Annotated in this window: 21 protein-coding genes; 20 read left to right on the forward strand and 1 reads right to left on the reverse strand. The window is 35.6% G+C overall.

Annotation, left to right across the window (positions count from 1 at the left end):
- The first annotated feature begins 2 nt into the window (after positions 1-2).
- From rny to rpsO, 16 genes are all read left to right on the forward strand, one after another.
- Entirely contained in the window at positions 3-1,598 is a 1,596-nt protein-coding gene (gene rny, locus AB6B24_RS00110; protein ID WP_003131467.1) for a ribonuclease Y, read from the forward strand.
- A 147-nt stretch (positions 1,599-1,745) separates the two neighbouring features.
- Positions 1,746-2,363, forward strand: a complete 618-nt coding sequence (gmk, locus tag AB6B24_RS00115; RefSeq protein ID WP_003131468.1) for a guanylate kinase — start codon at positions 1,746-1,748, stop codon at positions 2,361-2,363.
- Between the two features lie 179 nt (positions 2,364-2,542).
- A complete protein-coding gene (gene rpoZ / locus AB6B24_RS00120) occupies positions 2,543-2,896 on the forward strand; it encodes a DNA-directed RNA polymerase subunit omega (RefSeq protein WP_010906189.1) in 354 nt (117 codons plus the stop codon).
- A 138-nt stretch (positions 2,897-3,034) separates the two neighbouring features.
- Complete coding sequence (locus AB6B24_RS00125) at positions 3,035-5,374, forward strand: primosomal protein N' (protein WP_311804355.1); 2,340 nt, start codon at positions 3,035-3,037, stop codon at positions 5,372-5,374.
- A gap of 58 nt (positions 5,375-5,432) precedes the next feature.
- A complete protein-coding gene (locus AB6B24_RS00130; protein ID WP_311804356.1) occupies positions 5,433-5,807 on the forward strand; it encodes a nuclear transport factor 2 family protein in 375 nt (124 codons plus the stop codon).
- A 12-nt stretch (positions 5,808-5,819) separates the two neighbouring features.
- Positions 5,820-6,341: an NUDIX hydrolase gene (locus tag AB6B24_RS00135; RefSeq protein ID WP_369163976.1), complete on the forward strand. Its 522-nt coding sequence runs from the start codon at positions 5,820-5,822 to the stop codon at positions 6,339-6,341.
- Complete coding sequence (locus tag AB6B24_RS00140) at positions 6,307-6,771, forward strand: VOC family protein (protein ID WP_003131474.1); 465 nt, start codon at positions 6,307-6,309, stop codon at positions 6,769-6,771. The genes AB6B24_RS00135 and AB6B24_RS00140 overlap by 35 nt, the downstream gene beginning before the upstream one ends.
- On the forward strand, positions 6,768-7,727 hold the full coding sequence (fmt, locus tag AB6B24_RS00145; protein ID WP_311804358.1) for a methionyl-tRNA formyltransferase: 960 nt from the start codon (positions 6,768-6,770) through the stop codon (positions 7,725-7,727). Before AB6B24_RS00140 ends, fmt begins: the two co-directional genes overlap by 4 nt.
- A 174-nt stretch (positions 7,728-7,901) precedes the next feature.
- Positions 7,902-8,144 carry a GlsB/YeaQ/YmgE family stress response membrane protein gene (locus AB6B24_RS00150; RefSeq protein WP_003131476.1) on the forward strand — a complete coding sequence of 81 codons (243 nt, stop codon included), beginning with the start codon at positions 7,902-7,904 and terminating at the stop codon, positions 8,142-8,144.
- 27 nt (positions 8,145-8,171) lie between these two features.
- Positions 8,172-8,732: an alkaline shock response membrane anchor protein AmaP gene (gene amaP / locus AB6B24_RS00155; protein ID WP_047206829.1), complete on the forward strand. Its 561-nt coding sequence runs from the start codon at positions 8,172-8,174 to the stop codon at positions 8,730-8,732.
- A gap of 10 nt (positions 8,733-8,742) precedes the next feature.
- The gene (locus tag AB6B24_RS00160; protein ID WP_012898445.1) at positions 8,743-8,931 is read left to right on the forward strand and encodes a DUF2273 domain-containing protein; all 189 of its coding nucleotides are present in this window, start codon (positions 8,743-8,745) and stop codon (positions 8,929-8,931) included.
- Positions 8,932-8,951: 20 nt separating this feature from the next.
- The gene (locus tag AB6B24_RS00165) at positions 8,952-9,458 is read left to right on the forward strand and encodes an Asp23/Gls24 family envelope stress response protein (protein ID WP_311804359.1); all 507 of its coding nucleotides are present in this window, start codon (positions 8,952-8,954) and stop codon (positions 9,456-9,458) included.
- 198 nt (positions 9,459-9,656) lie between these two features.
- Complete coding sequence (gene rsmB, locus AB6B24_RS00170) at positions 9,657-10,931, forward strand: 16S rRNA (cytosine(967)-C(5))-methyltransferase RsmB (RefSeq protein ID WP_311805589.1); 1,275 nt, start codon at positions 9,657-9,659, stop codon at positions 10,929-10,931.
- Positions 10,932-11,011: 80 nt separating this feature from the next.
- Positions 11,012-11,788, forward strand: coding sequence for a Stp1/IreP family PP2C-type Ser/Thr phosphatase (locus AB6B24_RS00175; protein ID WP_058203446.1), 777 nt, complete (start codon positions 11,012-11,014; stop codon positions 11,786-11,788).
- Positions 11,788-13,659, forward strand: a complete 1,872-nt coding sequence (gene pknB, locus AB6B24_RS00180; RefSeq protein WP_311804361.1) for a Stk1 family PASTA domain-containing Ser/Thr kinase — start codon at positions 11,788-11,790, stop codon at positions 13,657-13,659. Before AB6B24_RS00175 ends, pknB begins: the two co-directional genes overlap by 1 nt.
- Positions 13,660-13,837: 178 nt before the next feature.
- On the forward strand, positions 13,838-14,107 hold the full coding sequence (gene rpsO / locus AB6B24_RS00185) for a 30S ribosomal protein S15 (RefSeq protein WP_015427039.1): 270 nt from the start codon (positions 13,838-13,840) through the stop codon (positions 14,105-14,107).
- Between the two features lie 78 nt (positions 14,108-14,185).
- Here the strand turns inward: rpsO and proC are convergent, their stop codons facing one another.
- Entirely contained in the window at positions 14,186-14,974 is a 789-nt protein-coding gene (gene proC, locus AB6B24_RS00190; protein ID WP_033899830.1) for a pyrroline-5-carboxylate reductase, read from the reverse strand.
- A gap of 226 nt (positions 14,975-15,200) precedes the next feature.
- Between proC and glmU the strand changes: the two genes are divergently transcribed.
- From glmU to AB6B24_RS00210, 4 genes are all read left to right on the forward strand, one after another.
- Complete coding sequence (gene glmU, locus AB6B24_RS00195) at positions 15,201-16,577, forward strand: bifunctional UDP-N-acetylglucosamine diphosphorylase/glucosamine-1-phosphate N-acetyltransferase GlmU (RefSeq protein ID WP_003130798.1); 1,377 nt, start codon at positions 15,201-15,203, stop codon at positions 16,575-16,577.
- Between the two features lie 104 nt (positions 16,578-16,681).
- Positions 16,682-17,266 (forward strand): NUDIX hydrolase, encoded by a 585-nt coding sequence (locus AB6B24_RS00200; RefSeq protein WP_012898439.1) that lies wholly within the window; start codon positions 16,682-16,684, stop codon positions 17,264-17,266.
- Positions 17,259-17,537: a cell wall synthase accessory phosphoprotein MacP gene (gene macP, locus AB6B24_RS00205; protein ID WP_003130796.1), complete on the forward strand. Its 279-nt coding sequence runs from the start codon at positions 17,259-17,261 to the stop codon at positions 17,535-17,537. The genes AB6B24_RS00200 and macP overlap by 8 nt, the downstream gene beginning before the upstream one ends.
- Positions 17,538-17,567: 30 nt before the next feature.
- Positions 17,568-18,248, forward strand: a complete 681-nt coding sequence (locus tag AB6B24_RS00210) for a 5'-methylthioadenosine/adenosylhomocysteine nucleosidase (RefSeq protein WP_012898438.1) — start codon at positions 17,568-17,570, stop codon at positions 18,246-18,248.
- Positions 18,249-18,269: the final 21 nt, after the last annotated feature.

Raw genomic sequence — 18,269 nt, forward strand, 5'->3', positions numbered from 1 at the left:
TAATGGACATTATTTCTATCGTTCTCTTGGTCTTATTGGTTGTATTAGTTGTCGCATTTATTTTTTACGCTCAAAATATAAAGAAAAATAAGCAGGATGCTGAATCTCTTTTTAATGAAGCTGAAAATAAAGCAAATGAGGTGATGGCGAATGCTAAACGTGAGGCGGAGTCTTTGAAAATGGAGGCTGAAGCCTTCAAAAAAGAAGCCCGTTACACCCTTCGTGAAGAAGAACAAAAGCAACGTCGTGAAATCGAAGATGAATTTAAGCAAGAACGTCAGGAGTTAAAGGAGACTGAAAAGCGCCTAAAACAACGTGAAGAAATCTTAGACCGTAAGGATGATACCTTAACGAAAAAAGAAGAAAACTTAGATTCTAAAGAGGAGAACCTCGTTAGAAAAACTGATACGCTCAGTAAGCGAGAAGAACAATTAGCGCATATTGAAGAAAAGAAACGACTAGAATTGGAGCGTATTTCAAATTTGAGCACAGATGATGCTCGTGAAATTATTTTGAGTGAAACTCGAGATGGTTTGACAAAAGAAATGGCTCAAATTATTCGTCAAAGCGAAGAAAAAGCTCAAGTTGAAGCAGATAAGCGAGCTAAAAATATTATCTCACTTGCTATTCAACGCGTTTCATCTGATTCTGTAGCTGAACAAACTGTTTCGGTTGTCAATTTACCAGACGATGGTATGAAAGGTCGGATTATCGGTCGTGAAGGTCGTAATATTCGTACTTTTGAAGCATTGACTGGGATTGATGTCATCATTGATGATACGCCAGAAGCAGTTGTACTTTCAGGATTTGACCCAATTCGTCGTGAAATTGCTCGTATGACTCTTGAACAATTAGTTCAAGATGGTCGAATTCATCCAGCGCGAATTGAAGAGTTGGTTGAGAAAAACCGCAAAGCACTTGATCATAAAATGCGTGAATATGGTGAACAAGCAGCCTTTGAAGTTGGGGCGCATAACTTGCATCCTGACTTGATGAAGATTATGGGACGTTTGCATTTCCGTACTTCATATGGACAAAACGTACTTGATCACTCAGTTGAAGTTGCTCATATTGCTGGTAATTTGGCTGGCGAAATGGGAGAAAATGTGGCACTTGCTAAACGTGCAGGTTTCTTGCATGATATTGGTAAAGCACTTGACCATGAAGTTGAGGGAAGCCACGTTGAAATTGGTACAGAACTTGCACGTAAGTACAAGGAAAATCCAATTGTCATCAATACAATTGCGAGCCACCACGGTGATACAGAACCTTTGAGTAACATTGCGGTACTTGTTGCAGCGGCTGATGCTTTGTCAGCAGCACGTCCTGGAGCTCGTCGTGAATCAATTGAAAATTACATCAAACGTTTGAAAGACCTTGAAGCAATTTCAACAAGCTTTGAAGGTGTGGAAACAGCCTTTGCCTTACAAGCTGGACGTGAAATTCGTGTAATGGTTAAACCAGAGAAATTAACGGATGACCAAATTGTGATTTTGGCGCGTGATGTGAAAAATCGAATTGAGGATGAAATGGATTATCCTGGTAATATCAAGATTACTGTTATCCGTGAAACTCGAGCGATTGACTATGCAAAATAAAAAACTGTCTTTTGACAGTTTTTTTGTGTCTTATTACGAAATTATATTTCTTTTTTGTTACAAAAGCTAGTTTTAAGAGCTAGCTTTTGATAGAATGAATTTAATCGTTGATTAAGAGATGGAATTAGAGATATATCGGAGGAAAAAATGCGTGAGCGTGGTTTATTAATTGTTTTTTCTGGACCTTCTGGTGTTGGAAAAGGAACAGTTCGTGCTAAAATTTTTGAGAGTGAAAACAACTTTGAATATTCAGTGTCAATGACAACGCGTAAGCAACGTCCTGGCGAAGTAGATGGAAAAGATTATTATTTCCGGACACGTGATGAATTTGAAGAAATGATTCGCAATGGTCAGATGCTGGAATATGCTGAATATGTTGGAAATTATTATGGCACACCTTTAACTTATGTCAATCAGACATTGGACGAAGGAAAAGATGTTTTTCTAGAAATTGAAGTGCAAGGTGCGCTTCAAGTGAAGGAAAAAGTTCCAGATGGTGTTTTTGTCTTCTTGACTCCACCAGATTTGGAAGAATTACGTGGACGTTTAGTTGGACGTGGGACAGATTCGGCTGAAGTCATTGCTTCACGACTTGAAAAAGCAAAAGAAGAAATTCGCTTGATGAGTGAATATGATTATGCCGTCGTTAATGACAAAGTTGAACTTGCTGCCGAACGTGTTAAGAAAATTATTGAAGCTGAACATTACCGTGTGGACCGCGTGATTGAACGCTACGTTCATATGATTGATGATGTGAAAGTTTGATTTAATTGGAAAAATTACTGACAGATTTGTCAGTTTAATGCGAAGGAGTTATCAGTTCTACTGATAGTCCTGACAGAAATGATAAAGTTGATAAATTTTACTGACAGAATTTTATTTTGATGATAACAAGTCTGTTAGTAAAAATAGAATGAAAAGTTTAGAAAATGAGGTAATGAATTATGATGTTAGAACCTTCAATTGACAAGTTATTGGACCAAGTTGATTCAAAATATTCTTTAGTAGTTTTGGAAGCAAAACGTGCGCATGAATTGCGTGATAAAGAACGCCCAACAAAAGAATTTAAAGCTGTAAAAAATACTTTGCGTGCTTTGGAAGAAATTGCTGATGGAACAGTTAAAATTCACCCATCACCTGAATTGAAACGTGAAACTTTAGTTGAAAAACGCGAATTGGAACGTTTGCAAGCTAAGATGAAAGAACAACTCATCAAAGAGCAAATTGCTAAAGAAGAAGCTGAAGAAGAAGCAAAACAAAAAAATAGCCGCGCCGCTAAAGCAGCTGCCGCAGAATAAATTTTTTAAGCGTCAATTGGCGCTTTTTTTATTTCTAAAAGTTACTGACAGCTTTGTCAGTAAGAAGCGGATAAGTCAAAAGCAGGAAAAATGCTTTTCTGTTATAATTAAAGATAAGAAAACGGAGGTCAAAAATAAATGAAAATTGCTAAAGTCATCGTTGATGTGCCTCTGATGCAGACGGATAAACCCTTTTCTTACAGCCTTTCAGCTGAATTTGAAAATTTGCTTGAAGTGGGCATGCGGGTCCATGTTCCTTTTGGAAGTGGAAACCGGCTTGTTCAAGGAATTGTCATTGGATTTGAAGATGAAGAGCTTGAGCCGTCAGTAAATTTGAAAGAAATTTCTGAACTACTCGACGTTGAGCCAGTCCTAACGGATGAACAGCTTTGGTTGGCAGATGAAATGCGTCATTCAGTATTTTCTTATAAAATTTCATGTCTAAAAGCCATGTTACCTAATCTTTTGAATTCTAATTATGACAAGCTCCTAAAATCGACTGATGGAACTTCTGTCAAATGGTCACAACTGACAGAAGCAGAAAAAATCTCGTCAGCAAAGGCTGTACGTTTGGGTCAGCTGTCAGTAGAATACTTAGCAAAATCTAAAGAAAATAGAAAAACAGAAAAATTCTTATCTATTCCAGATATCGAAAAACTAGCTGAATTTGAAATTGAAAAGAGAGCTAAAAAACGCTTAGAGTTGAAATATTTTCTATTACGACTTCAAGAAGAAAAAATTGCTGTCAAATCATTAAATTTTTCTTCACAAATCATTAAATTTTTCGTTGAGCATGACCTAGTCAAAATTGAAGAGGTTGAAATTTCTAGGACGAAAGAAAAATTTGAAGATGTGGAAAATGACAGTGCCAAAATTCTCAACTCCGAACAAAATGCAGCTTACGAAAAAATAATTGCATCTTCTGACAAACCATTTTTGTTGGAAGGAATTACTGGTTCAGGTAAAACAGAAGTTTACTTACAGACCATTGACCATTTTCTCAAACTCGGTAAAACAGCAATTATGCTTGTGCCAGAAATTTCTTTGACGCCACAGATTACTAATCGATTTATTGCCCGTTTTGGAGATAAAGTGGCGATTATGCATTCTGGTTTATCTGATGGTGAAAAATATGATGAATGGCGAAAAATTAAATCCGGTAAAGCTCAGGTAGTTGTCGGTGCACGTTCAGCTATTTTTGCACCTGTTGAAAATTTGGGAATTATCATCATTGATGAAGAACATGAAACTTCATATAAGCAAGATTCAAGTCCCCGTTATCATGCAAGAGATATTGCGCTTTTGCGTGCAAAATGGCATGGTGCAAGACTGGTTTTAGGTTCTGCAACGCCAAGTTTAGAAACGCGAGCACGTGCCATGCGCGGAGTTTATGAACTTTTATTACTGACAAAAAGGGCAAATGAAGCAGCAATCCTGCCAGAAATAAAAATCATTGATATGCGCAGTGAAATTTCTGACCAATCTGCTAATTTCTCACAATCTTTACTGACAAAAATAAAAGAAAAAATTGACAAAGATGAACAAGTCATTTTGATGTTGAATCGAAGGGGTTATTCTTCATTTGTCATGTGCCGCGAATGTGGTTTTGTTGTTGATTGTCCCAATTGCGATATTTCCTTGACCCTTCACATGGATACCCGAACTTTGAATTGTCATTATTGTGGTCATGTCGAAGGAATTCCGCAAACTTGTCCTAATTGTCATTCACGAAAAATTCGTTATTACGGTTCAGGAACGCAAAAAGTCGAAGAAGAACTTCGAGAAATTATGCCTGAAGCACGAGTTTTGCGAATGGATGTAGATACAACTCGGACAAAAAATGCTCACGAAAAAATTCTTGAAAAGTTTGGTAATCATGAAGCTGATATCCTCTTAGGAACTCAGATGATTGCCAAAGGTTTAGATTTTCCAAACGTAACCTTAGTGGGTGTCATTAACGCAGATACTGGCCTAAATCTACCTGATTTTAGAGCGAGTGAGCGTTCCTTTGAATTGTTGATGCAGGTGGCTGGACGAGCTGGACGAGCAGATAAAAAAGGTGAAGTATTAATTCAAACTTTCAATCCACATCATTATGCTATTGAAATGACCAAGGCTCAAGATTACGAAAAATTTTATGAAATGGAAATGAGATTTCGTCGTGAACTTTCCTATCCACCTTATTATTTCACCGTTCAAGTGCTTGTTTCTCATCAAGATGAAGAAGTTGCCATTCAAAAATCTTATGAGATCGCTCAATTACTCAAGCAAAATTTGACAGAAAAAGCTAAAATTTTAGGGCCAACCGCCAGACCAATTGCCAGAACACATAACCTTTATCATTATCAAATCTTAGTTAAATATCGTTTTGAAGAAAAATTAGAATCAGCTTTAAATCAAGTGCTTGAATTAACCCAACTTCGGGATAACAAAAATTTACGAGTATTGATTGATAGTGAGCCACAAAATTTTGTATAAAAATTTCCACAGGTGGAAAAGTTAAGAAATTGAAAACAAAAGAAAGTTGGTGTGGAAAATGCAGAAAATCGAACTTTTTCAACAAACAATTGACGCATGGCTGACCAAAGACGTCAAAAAGTTACTGACAGTTCTATCAGAAGATGTTATTTATACTGAGTGTTTCGGCGCTCAGTATCAAGGAAAAGCTGAAATTGAAAAATGGTTCTGTCAGTGGAATAATCCTGTGGAAAACAAAGTTAAGTCATGGACTGTGGATAAATATTATGTGGATAATGAGACTGCTTTATTCACATGGACTTTCCGGTGTTTTTATGAAGGTAAAGAAGGCATTCTTGACGGAATTTCTCTTGTTAAATTTTCCGGAAATAAAATTTGTGAAATTCAAGAATTTGAACAAAAACATGAAAAATTTCGGCTATTTTTAAAATGAAATGAGGTAAATATGGTTGAGAAATTTGATTTATTGAAGCATTTTGGAGTCTATGGTGTGGCAATTGATAATGATAAATTACTTGTCATTGAAAAAAATTCAGGTCCCTATCAAAATCGCTATGATTTACCTGGCGGTTCGCAAGAAGTTGGTGAATCAATGGTTGACACATTAGAGCGAGAAGTTCTTGAAGAAACAGGGTTTACGGTTCTTGCAAGTACTAATAATCGCCTGTATTCGGCTTGGATTTATGAAAATGACCGTCGAGTCGTTGGGCACCACATTTTCAACCTTTTTGATGTAAAATTAAATAGTGTAGCCAAAAAATTACCAAAAATTGTTGCTGACGGAAAAAATGACTCTGACAGAGCAGTCTGGAAATTGATTAAAAACTTGTCAGTAGAAAATTCATCTCCACTTGTCCTAAAAGTAATTGCCAAAATCAATAATTATCCCCATGTGGATAAAGCCGAAATTTACAGAGATTGGAAGGTCAACTATGGAAGCAAAAATTATCCCAAGCCTTTGGTTTGATAACAATGCCAAAGAAGCAATGAACTATTATGTATCTGTATTTCCAAATTCAAAAATCAAAAACATCGAATATTATCCTGATGAAAAGCTGGATGAGCATTTCGTAGGAATGTCTGGAAAAGTATTAAATGGTGAATTTAGTCTGAATGGTCTTGACTTTATCTGCCTTGATGGCGGTCCAATTTTCAAATTTAATGAAGCAGTTAGTTTTACTGTGACTTGTAAAAATCAAGCCGAAATTGATGATTATTGGTCAAAACTTTCTCATGTTAAAGAAGCCGAACAATGCGGTTGGTGCAAAGATAAATTTGGTATTTCTTGGCAAATTATTCCAGAAAATCTTGGACAGTTAATGGCAAAAGGCGATAAGGCTGTTCAAGTATTAATGAAACAAAAGAAAATTATTATCGAGGAGTTTGAAAACTTATGACAAAAACAAAAATTATCTTTATGGGGACACCACAATTTGCTGCGACCGTTTTAAAAGGTTTGATTGATTCTAATCAATATGAAATTCTAGCAGTAGTGACTCAACCAGACCGTAAGGTTGGTCGGAAACAGGAATTAAGAATGACACCAGTTAAAGAACTTGCCTTAACGGTTAACTTGCCTGTGCTTCAACCAGAAAAACTTTCTGGCTCAGTAGAAATGACTCAAATCATGACGCTCCTTGAATCAGGAGAAGTTGGAATTGTGACTGCCGCCTTTGGACAATTTTTGCCAGGTAAATTATTAGATGTTGCTCAATTTGCAGTCAATACTCATGCTTCTTTACTACCAAAATATCGCGGTGGGGCACCTATTCATTATGCTATTATGAATGGCGAAAAAGAAGCTGGTGTAACCATCATGGAAATGATTCGTAAAATGGATGCCGGTGACATGATTGCTCAAGATTCTACTCCAATTCTCGAAGAAGATAATGTTGGCACTATGTTTGAAAAGTTAGCCCTTGTTGGACGTGATTTGTTACTTGAAACATTGCCAAAATACCTGAGTGGCCAATTAAAAACTCAAGCTCAAAACGAAGATGAAGTGACTTTTAGTCCTAATATTTCGCCAGAAGAAGAAAAAATCGACTGGAATAAATCTGCACGTGAAATTTTCAATAAAGTTCGTGGAATGAATCCATTCCCAGTGGCACATACCACATGGAATGGCGAGCGTTTCAAGATTTATGAAACAAAAGTTGCTGATGATTCTGTCAGTAACTTACAAGCTGGTGAAATTGTGGAAAAAACGAAGAAATCATTAAAAGTTGCCACAGGTGAGGGACTCCTTGAACTTCTTTTCGTTCAACCAGCCGGTAAACCCAAGATGGATATCGTTAGCTTTCTTAATGGCCTAGGTCAAAAAATACAAGTTGGGGATAAGTTTGGCGAATAAATTTGTCCACAATAATAAATTAAAAGTTCTATCAATTTTAATGATAGAACTTTTTTTACCTCAAAATTTAGCAAGCAAGTTAGGGTGTAATAAAAAGAAAGCGAATTACTTTAAAAGTTGCTTGAACTTTGATATATTAAAAATGTACAGGAACTGTACTAGAAAGAGGTATTTATGATTTGGTCATTAATCGTCGGAGCTATTATTGGTGTAATTGCAGGAGCAATTACAAATAAGGGCAAATCAATGGGATGGATTGCTAATATTTTAGCTGGTCTTGTTGGGTCTTTCGTAGGGCAAGCACTTTTAGGCTCTTGGGGTCCAAGTTTAGCTGGTATGGCACTTATCCCTTCTATTGTTGGTGCTGTCATCGTTGTTGCTGTTGTTTCATTCTTCTTAGGTAGAGCTAACAACTAGATAAAGCAGCAAAAGAGAGGAGGTATCGTGTCAAAAGGAAAAAAATTTATTTTTATTTTGGCTGATTTATTCTTTCTCACCATTCTTATCCCCATATTATGGGATTACTTTAATTATATGAATTTTCGTTGGGAGCTTATGCCCTCATCAGAAATTCCTTACATTGGGAATCATCTTTCCCAATATATATTTATCAGCTCTTCAATTTTAGGAGCATTATTGTTAATTTGTTTGCTGATTCTTATTTTTTATCCAAAAACTTATCAGGAAGTTCGACTAGATGATAAAACAGGAAATCTAACTTTAAAAGTTTCAGCAATCGAAGGATTGGTCAGAGAAATTGTTAGTAACAACGGTTATATCAGAAATCCAAAAATCAATGTGACTTTATATCAAGCCAAAATAAAAATTGATGTTAAAGGAGAAATTATTCCCAGAGTTGAGATTGTCGAAAAAACAAAAGAAATTGAGCAAGAAATTAAAGAAAGTATCCAAAATTTCTTTGGTATAAATTATGACTTAAAATTAAAAATAAAAGTTAGCTCACTTGCTGAAAATAAAAGTTCGACAAGTCGTCGTGTAGAATAAGGAGGTGGAAATGAATCTTTTAGAAAGATATCGCTATCCGATAATTGGAGGAATAGTAGGTTTAATTATAGCTATTTGTATCTTCACAATCGGATTTTGGAAAATGATTCTTCTCTTCTTACTTATTGGCTTAGGAATTTTCGTTGGCCTTTATCTTCAACGTACGGGAATCATTGAACAACTATTAAAGAAAAAATAAGAAAATACTAGGAGGAAATTATGGTACAAGAAAACACAAAAACAGAAGTAACTGAAGTTAAAGGTAGCTTGACTTACGAAGATAAAGTGATTCAAAAAATTGTTGGACTTGCCCTTGAATCTGTCAATGGACTATTGTCTGTTGATGGAGGATTTTTCTCAAATCTGACAGGAAAACTAGTAAATACAGATGATGTTACAGCAGGTGTCGGTGTAGAAGTTGGTAAAAAACAAGTTGCAGTGGACCTAAAAGTAGTCACAGAATACAAGAAGAACGTTCCTGATATTTATCAAAAAATTAAGGATGTCATTCGTAAAGAAGTTTCTGATATGACTGATTTAGAAGTTGTTGAAGTTAATGTTACAGTTGTTGATATTAAAACAAAAGAACAACAAAAAGATGATGAAAAAAGTTTACAAGATCGTGTGGTTGGCGCAGCTCAAACAACAGGGAAATTTACATCTGATCAAGTAGATAAAGTAAAAGAAAAAGTTGATGACATGGGTGATAATGCTCGTGTAAAATAAGAATCAATTTAACAAAAAAACTGACAAGATGTCAGTTTTTTTGTTACTTTCAAGAAAATTTTACTTTAAGTAGAAAACGGTTAAGTATTATATATAGTACAAACGAATCATGAAAAGAGAGTATTTTTAAGAAATTTAAGGAAAATCATCTGACGAAAGTCATTGACAGTCATTGACTACTAAGGGTATAATAGCTCTATGACAAAAAATGCAAGACAAACCGCACTCGATGTATTGAATGACATTTTTGGCAATGATGCTTATGCCAATATTTCATTGGATCGAAATCTGCGAGATTCTGAACTATCCACAGTTGATAAAGCTTTTGTGACTGCCCTTGTATATGGAGTGGTTTCTAAAAAGGATTTATTGGAGTGGCATATTACTCCCTTCTTGAAAAAAGAACCAAAACCTTGGGCAAAAATGCTCCTATTGCTTACAGTTTATCAAATCTTATTTATGGATAAGGTCCCAACTTCGGCAGCAGTAGATGAAGCAGTCAAAATCGCTAAACGTCGTGATGGTCAAGCGACGGCTAACTTTATCAATGCTGTGTTACGTAATTTCATGCGTTCTGAACATCGAAATGAAGAACCAAAGGATTGGGAAACAAAATATTCAATACCCAAACTTTTATTGGATAAAATGGTTCGTCAATTTGGTGGAAAAAGAACAGGAGAAATTCTAGAAAGTCTTGAAAAACCAAGCCACGTTAGCTTACGAAAAATTGACCCAACCGTAGAAATTGCAGGAACGCGTGCTTCTCTGCTGACAGAAAGTGCTCTAATTGCTGACAGTGGAAATTTTGCAATGACAGAAGAATTTCACTCTGGCAGAATTACGATTCAAGATGAAACAAGTCAATTAGTTGCCCCTCAACTTGAGTTAGAAGGAACAGAAGAAGTTCTTGACGCTTGTGCAGCTCCTGGTGGTAAAAGTACTCATATGGCTCAATATTTAACAAGTGGCCATATCACAGCACTAGATTTATATGATCATAAACTTGATTTAATTAATCAAAATGCAGAGCGTCAACATGTTGCGGATAAAATTACTACTCAAAAAGCCGATGCGACAATGATTTTTGAAGAATTTGGTTCAGATAAATTTGACCGAATTCTTGTGGACGCTCCATGTTCAGGTATTGGATTAATTCGACGCAAACCAGATATTCGCTATAGAAAAGAAAGTTCGGATTTTGTCGATTTACAAAAAATTCAGCTAGAAATTCTGAACAGCGCCTCGAAAAGCCTGAAAAAAAGTGGTATAATGGTATACAGTACTTGTACAATTTTTGATGAAGAGAACTTTGACGTTGTTCGTCAATTTCTAGAAAGTCATCCTAATTTTGAACAAGTTGAAATTTCTAGCGATAAGGCAGATATGATTAAAGAAGGATGTGTTTTTATTACTCCAGAAATGTATCATACAGATGGCTTTTTCATCGCGAAATTTAAGAAAATAGGCGAATAACTGCTGACAAATATTTTTTTTAATTCTGTCAGTAATTTTTAGACCTAAAAATAAAACTTTATTCTTGTTAAGGAGAAAAAGTGGAATACAGTATTTTATCAGATATCGGTTCAAAACGTAGTACTAATCAAGACTATGCCGGTACTTATGTCAACCGTGCAGGTTATCAGCTTTTTTTATTAGCTGATGGCATGGGAGGACACAAAGCAGGTAATGTCGCAAGTAAACTTACCGTAGAAGATCTCGGCAAACTTTGGTCAGAGACATTTTTTGATGCGGGAACACCAGAAGCAACTCTTGAGATTTGGCTAAAAAATCAAGTTCGTAATGAAAATGAAAATATTGCTAGCCTTGGAAAACTTGATGAATACCAAGGAATGGGAACAACTCTTGAAGCCTTGGTTATTAAAGCAGGAATGCTCATTTCTGCCCATGTAGGTGATAGCCGAACTTATTTAATGCGCGATGGTGAATTAAATAAAATAACCACAGACCATTCTTTAGTTCAAGAGCTTGTAGATGCAGGACAAATTACCGAAGAGGAAGCTGAAGTTCATCCGAATAAAAATATCATTACTCGTTCACTTGGGCAAACTAGTGAAGTTCAAGCAGATATTCAAGTTTTAGAACTTCAAGTTGGGGACATTATTTTGATGAACTCCGACGGATTAACAAACATGGTTTCAACTACCGAAATTATGGAAGTTTTAGAGCGTGAAGATTTAACTTTAGATAATAAATCTGAAGCTTTAGTTCGTTTAGCCAATGAACATGGAGGTTTGGATAATATTACCGTCGTTTTGATTAAGTATGATGAAACGTCAGAAAGCGAAACACCAACGCAGGAGGTTAGTTGATGATTCAAATCGGTAAAATCTTTGCCGATCGTTATCGGATTATCAAAGAAATCGGACGCGGCGGAATGGCGAACGTTTATCAAGGTGAAGATACTTTTCTTGGTGACCGCTTAGTTGCAATAAAAGTGCTACGTTCAAATTTTGAAAACGATGATATCGCGATTGCTCGTTTTCAGCGAGAAGCATTCGCCATGGCAGAACTTTCACATCCAAATATCGTAGGTATTTCTGATGTTGGTGAGTTTGAAAGTCAACAATACATTGTCATGGAATTTGTTGACGGCATGACACTTAAACAATACATCAATCAAAATGCACCTTTAGCCAATGATGAAGCTATTGAAATTATTACGGAAATTTTATCAGCAATGGACATGGCCCATTCGCATGGTATTATTCACCGGGATTTAAAACCACAAAATGTTTTAGTTTCCAGTAGTGGAACTGTAAAAGTAACGGATTTTGGAATTGCGAAAGCACTCTCTGAAACTTCACTTACTCAAACAAATACAATGTTTGGTTCGGTTCATTATTTATCACCAGAGCAAGCGCGTGGTTCAAATGCAACTGTTCAATCAGATATTTATGCGATTGGAATTATTTTATTTGAGCTTTTAACAGGTCAAATCCCATTTGATGGAGATTCTGCAGTTGCTATTGCTCTAAAACATTTCCAAGAGAGTATTCCAAGCATCATCAATCTCAATCCAGAAGTTCCGCAAGCTTTGGAAAATGTTGTCATTAAAGCTACAGCGAAAGATATTAAAAATCGCTATACTGATGTAGAAGAAATGATGACTGATGTGGCAACTTCAACGAGTCTTGACCGTCGTGGGGAAGAAAAATTAGTTTTCAATAAGGATCATGATGAAACAAAAATTATGCCTGCCAATCTAATTAATCCTTATGACACCAAGCCTCTGATTGATAAAAAAGAAGATAATGATTCACAAACAGATGAAAAAGCTGCAAGCTCAGAAGTAGGAAATAAAAACAAAAAATCTAAAAAAGGCTTGATTATTGGTCTTATTATCCTTCTTTTAGTTGTTGGCGGTGCTACTTTGGCTTGGGTTGTCTCAACACCAACTAATGTTAAGGTACCCAATGTGACAAATTCCACACTTAGTCAAGCTGAAATTAAAATTAAAGCTGCAAACCTTAAAGTGGGGACAGTTCATAAACAGCAAAGTTCAACAATTGATGAAGGAAAGGTTATTAAGACTGATCCAGATAAAGGGTCAACCGTAAGATCCAACAGTTCAGTCGATATTTATATTTCCACAGGAAATGAAAATGTCATTAAAATGAAGGACTTCATCGGTGAAAAGATTGATGAGGCGATGGCAACCTTACTTAAGGATTATGGTATTGATGAAAGCCAAGTCACTCAAACTTCTGTTCCTAGTGATTCTTACCCAGCAGGTACAATCATTAAACAAAGCCCTAAAAAAGGTTCTAGTTTTGATACCAAAGGCAGTGAAAAAATTACATTTGAAGTTTCAAGTGGTAAACAAGTTGAAGTCCCGGATTATAAACCGAACGGCCAATATATGACTTATTCACAGTATCAAGCTGCCTTAAAAGCTGCAGGATTCACTAATATTACACTAGACCCTCAAGCAACAACAAATCAACAAGCTGATGGTTATGTTTACTCAGTGTATCCAAATGTAGGAACATCTGTTGATCCAACTCAAGAAATTGTAGTTACTTATAGCGTCTATACTGCTCCAAGTTCAACAACTTCTGAGTCAACAACGACGCCTGAAACTTCGTCAAGCAGCTCAAGCTCTACAACAACAACTCAGTCATCACCAGAGAATGCTAATAGTAGTACTAAAGAATCTTCAACAACGTCATCAAGTAGTTGAGAAAAAACTAGGAATCTCGTATTCCTAGTTTTTTGATAAATAAGTTAATTTACAAGAAGCTTGTAAAATTGGGCAAAAAAGTGTATCATGGTAGAGTAGTTTTTTACAACCCGTTCTTGGTTTCATGCTTGCCAAGCTGTCACTCGGACTGGGCAATACAAATAAAGGAGAAAAACTCATGGCAATTTCAAAAGAAAAAAAACAAGAAATCATCGCTCAATACGCTCGTAAAGAAGGCGATACTGGTTCACCTGAAGTACAAATCGCTGTATTGACTTGGGAAATTAACCACCTTAACGACCACATCAAATCTCATAAAAAAGACCACGCAACTCAACGTGGATTGATGAAAAAAATTGGTCACCGTCGTAATCTTCTTGGATACCTTCGTGAAAAAGACGTTCAACGTTACCGTGAACTTATCGCTTCATTGGGACTTCGTCGTTAATAAAAAAATGCCATATGGCATTTTTTATTTTATAAAATAAAAACTAAAAGGAGCATTTTCCTTCTAGTTTTTTTCTTTTTAAAGATTTTTTTCTTTTTCAATAGTAGCACTAATAGCATCAATAACTGTTCCGATAAAATGGTTTTGTTCTAAACTTACTACACCAGCGACAGTAGTTCCACCAGGACTTGAGACTTTATCGACTAATGACCAAGGATTTTCACCACTTTGGAGAATCATTTCAGCTGAAGCGCGAACCGTTTCGGCAACAATTGCTGTGGCTTGATCTTTAGGAATACCATGCAATACACCGGCACGTGCCATGGCATCAATGAACATATAAATAAAAGCAGGGCTTGAACCGGCAATTGCTGCAAATGTTGAAAAATCTTTTTCAGCAATTTCATGGACAGAACCAGTTGATTTAAAAATTTCTTGAACTGTAGCATAAGCAGAATCATCAACAAATTCATTTTTGACAATGGCTGATGTTGACTGACCAATTTGTGCATTGATATTTGGCATCACTCGGATGATCGGTTGATTTTCTGAATCAGCCAGATGTTTCAAATCAGATAAAGTGAGTCCCGCTGCAATTGAAATTAATGTTTTATCTTTAGTTAAATGATTGATTAATTTACTTAAAACAGAGGGAAGTACTTGAGGTTTAACTGATAGAATGATAAAATCAGATTCTTGAACGAGTTCTTCATGATTACTTGCAGCCGTAACATTAAGAGTTTCCGCTTGATTTTGAGTTTTTGTTAAATTGTGTCCGGAAATAATGATTTTGAATTTATTTTTGTCAAGTCCAGAAATAATAGCTGTTGCCATTTTTCCAACTCCAATAAAACCTATTGTTTTCATAAATAAAATCCCTTCTTTCTTTTCGTCCATTTTATCATAAAAAGTAATAATAAATCACTTTAGTAGCATCGTAAAATAAATCAGATTTTTTCTAAGTCTGAGTACTAGCTCGCATATTTAGCGCATATTGAGAGGATTTGAATTAAAAAGATAACGAAAATGCCCCTTGATTATGGTATAATTAGGTAAACATTTTATTTTATTTGTAATAATAAAGGAGAAATCTATGAATAAATTCGCAATTGTCCTAGCGGCTGGTAAAGGAACTCGTATGAAATCAGCACTTCCGAAGGTCTTACATCAAGTGGCTGGAAAATCAATGCTTGCTCATGTTCTTACAAGTGTTTCTGAAGTAGAAATTGCTAAAAATGTGGTGATTGTTGGTCATGAAGCGGATCGTGTGATTGCAACTTTACCTAAAGGGACTCAATTTGTGAAACAAGTTGAGCAATTGGGAACGGGGCATGCCGTTCGGATTGCTGCGGATTTATTGGCAAATGAAGATGGAGCAACTCTTGTTATTGCTGGTGATACACCATTAATTACTGGACAAACGTTAGAAGCACTTTTTGACTATCACTTTGCACAAAATGCAACAGCAACTATCTTGACAGCAATTGCACCAAATCCAACAGGATATGGACGAATTATTCGTGATGAAAATGGCTCAGTAGAAAAGATTGTTGAGCAAAAAGATGCGAATGATTTTGAAAAATCAATTACCGAAATTAATACTGGGACTTACATTTTTGATAATAAGTCACTTTTCAAAGCCTTGAATGAAATCACAACTGATAATGCCCAAGGAGAGTATTATTTAACAGATGTCATTGAAATTTTCAAAAAAGCTGGTCAAACGGTAGCGGCTCATATTCTTGATGATTTTGATGAAAGTTTAGGAGTTAATGACCGTGTTGCCCTTTCACAAGCTGAGTTGACGATGCGCAAACGAATCAATCATCAACATATGGTGAATGGTGTAACTCTTATTGACCCTGCGACAACTTATATTGACAGTGAAGTAACGATTGGTGAAGAAACTGTGATTGAAGCAAATGTAACAATAAAAGGAAATACCTTTATTGGTAAAAATGTTTTGATTACAAATGGTAGCCGTATTGAAAATTCAGAAATTCATTCAAATTGTGAAGTTCGTAATTCAACGGTTGAAGAAAGCAGAATGAGTGTTGGAAGTAATGTAGGACCCTATGCTCATTTGCGTCCCGGAACTGTTTTGAGCGAAGAAGTTCATGTTGGAAACTTTGTCGAAATTAAAGGTTCAACGCTTGGTAAAGGTACAAAAGCTGGTCACTTGACTTATATTGGAAATGCAACGGTTGGTGAGAAAGTGAACTTTGGTGCTGGAACAATTACAGCAAACTTTGATGGTAAAAATAAATTCAATACTGAAATTGATGACTTTGCCTTTATTGGTTCGAATTCAACAATTATTGCTCCATTGCATATCGGTAAAAATGCCTTAACAGCAGCAGGCTCTGTTGTAACAGAAGATGTACCAGATGAAGCAGTTGAAATTGGACGTGGAAAACAAGTGAATAAACTTGGACGTGCTAAAAAAATGCCACATTATCGTGGTCAATAATTAACAAATAAAAGAAAGAGTTTCTCCTGAAGCTCTTTCCTTCGATTTTGATGAGAAAACTATTCTTTAAATTCTTTAGAGAAGTTTTCGGAAGAAAGGACACAATGTTAAATTTTGATGATAAAAAATTTGAAGAAAAAACTTTAGCTAGAGAAGAAATTTTTAGTGGGAAGATTTTTCATGTTGTAAAAGATGTAGTTTCCTTGCATGATGGACAAGAGAGTTTTAGAGAACTTGTTTTTCATAATGGAGGAACAGCGATTGCGCCTGTTCACAACAATAAGATGATTTTAGTTGGTCAATATCGTAAAGCATTGGAAAAATTTATTTTTGAAATTCCAGCAGGAAAACTTGAAAAAGGTGAAGAAAAAGATCCCAAAGCTGCGGCCTTAAGAGAGCTCGAAGAAGAGACTGGATATCTGGCGCAAGATTTGACAGAAATTACAGCTTTTTATGGGACACCCGGTTTTTCATCAGAGAAAACATATGTCTATTTCTCATCAAATTTAACAAAAGTGGAACATCCAAAACCCGCTGATGACGGTGAGTTTTTGGAACAAATTGAAGTTACTTTAAGCGAAGCAAAAAAAATGATTGAACTTGAACAAATTGCGGATGCAAAAACAATTATGGCTATTTGGTATTGGGAAATGCAATATTTGAAAAAGGAGCTTGAAAATAATGCCTAAACCTCTTTTAACAGACGAAGTAATTGAACAAGCAAAACAGGATAAGAAAAATCTTGAACGCAGATTGCAAAGAGAGCTTGAAGAAGATACTGAAATCGCTGAAAAATACGATAGTATTGAGAAAAATTTAAGCAAAAATGCTGTTTATAAAAGTCGAAGAATTGAAAATGCCAAGGCTCAAAAACGTGGGAAAGCAATTAATAAATGGCTTTTCATCGTTACATTAATTGTTGTTCTATTGGCAGTAGCTTTCTTTTTGTACTACTTTTAGAGAGTAAAAAGATTAGAAAAAAGGTAAAAAATGAAAATAGGAATTATTTGTGCGATGGATGAAGAAATTCGCATACTTGTTGAAAACTTAGAAAATGCAGAAAAACATACTCGTCATGGTTTAGTTTTTCATACAGGTTCAATTGGCCGGCATGAAGTAGTCCTTGTCCAATCTGGAATTGGTAAAGTGATGTCTGCCTTGGCAGTTGGTTTTTTGGTTGACATTTTTGATGTTGACGCCATTATTAATACTGGCTCAGCAGGAGCAGTTGCTCAAGGTTTAGCAATTGGTGATGTTGTAGTCGCTGATAAACTTGCTTATCATGATGTTGATGTTACTGCTTTTGGTTATGCTTATGGGCAAATGGCTCAACAACCTTTATATTTTGAATCAAGTAAATATTTTGTTTCTGAATTGAAAAAAGTTTTAGAAAATGTGCATGTTGGATTGATTACTAGTTCGGATAGTTTTATCAGTAGCTCTAGTAAAATTGCTGAGATTAAAGAGCATTTTCCAGATGTTTTAGCCGTTGAAATGGAAGGGGCTTCTATTGCTCAAGCTGCAACAGCACTTGGAAAACCATTTGTAATTATTCGTGCGATGTCTGATACTGCTGACCATGATGCTAATGTTAATTTTGATAAATTTATTATTGAAGCAGGAAAAAAATCAGCTGAGGGCTTGATTCGTTTACTCGAAGAAATGGTATAAAATTGGAATCTATCTTTTGAT

Origin of the sequence: Lactococcus sp. AK05 (assembly GCF_041026685.1) — a bacterium.
GTDB lineage: Bacteria > Bacillota > Bacilli > Lactobacillales > Streptococcaceae > Lactococcus > Lactococcus lactis.

Bases quoted from the DNA above. Each gene is read 5' to 3' on its own strand.
- rpsO (WP_015427039.1), top strand. From the start codon at position 13,838: ATGGCAATTTCAAAAGAAAAAAAACAAGAAATCATCGCTCAATACGCT.
- rny (WP_003131467.1), top strand. From the start codon at position 3: ATGGACATTATTTCTATCGTTCTCTTGGTCTTATTGGTTGTATTAGTT.
- rsmB (WP_311805589.1), top strand. From the start codon at position 9,657: ATGACAAAAAATGCAAGACAAACCGCACTCGATGTATTGAATGACATT.
- AB6B24_RS00200 (WP_012898439.1), top strand. From the start codon at position 16,682: ATGTTAAATTTTGATGATAAAAAATTTGAAGAAAAAACTTTAGCTAGA.
- AB6B24_RS00130 (WP_311804356.1), top strand. From the start codon at position 5,433: ATGCAGAAAATCGAACTTTTTCAACAAACAATTGACGCATGGCTGACC.
- AB6B24_RS00165 (WP_311804359.1), top strand. From the start codon at position 8,952: ATGGTACAAGAAAACACAAAAACAGAAGTAACTGAAGTTAAAGGTAGC.
- AB6B24_RS00125 (WP_311804355.1), top strand. From the start codon at position 3,035: ATGAAAATTGCTAAAGTCATCGTTGATGTGCCTCTGATGCAGACGGAT.
- AB6B24_RS00140 (WP_003131474.1), top strand. From the start codon at position 6,307: ATGGAAGCAAAAATTATCCCAAGCCTTTGGTTTGATAACAATGCCAAA.
- pknB (WP_311804361.1), top strand. From the start codon at position 11,788: ATGATTCAAATCGGTAAAATCTTTGCCGATCGTTATCGGATTATCAAA.
- proC (WP_033899830.1), bottom strand. From the start codon at position 14,974: ATGAAAACAATAGGTTTTATTGGAGTTGGAAAAATGGCAACAGCTATT.
- rpoZ (WP_010906189.1), top strand. From the start codon at position 2,543: ATGATGTTAGAACCTTCAATTGACAAGTTATTGGACCAAGTTGATTCA.
- gmk (WP_003131468.1), top strand. From the start codon at position 1,746: ATGCGTGAGCGTGGTTTATTAATTGTTTTTTCTGGACCTTCTGGTGTT.
- AB6B24_RS00135 (WP_369163976.1), top strand. From the start codon at position 5,820: ATGGTTGAGAAATTTGATTTATTGAAGCATTTTGGAGTCTATGGTGTG.
- AB6B24_RS00150 (WP_003131476.1), top strand. From the start codon at position 7,902: ATGATTTGGTCATTAATCGTCGGAGCTATTATTGGTGTAATTGCAGGA.
- macP (WP_003130796.1), top strand. From the start codon at position 17,259: ATGCCTAAACCTCTTTTAACAGACGAAGTAATTGAACAAGCAAAACAG.
- glmU (WP_003130798.1), top strand. From the start codon at position 15,201: ATGAATAAATTCGCAATTGTCCTAGCGGCTGGTAAAGGAACTCGTATG.
- fmt (WP_311804358.1), top strand. From the start codon at position 6,768: ATGACAAAAACAAAAATTATCTTTATGGGGACACCACAATTTGCTGCG.
- AB6B24_RS00210 (WP_012898438.1), top strand. From the start codon at position 17,568: ATGAAAATAGGAATTATTTGTGCGATGGATGAAGAAATTCGCATACTT.
- AB6B24_RS00160 (WP_012898445.1), top strand. From the start codon at position 8,743: ATGAATCTTTTAGAAAGATATCGCTATCCGATAATTGGAGGAATAGTA.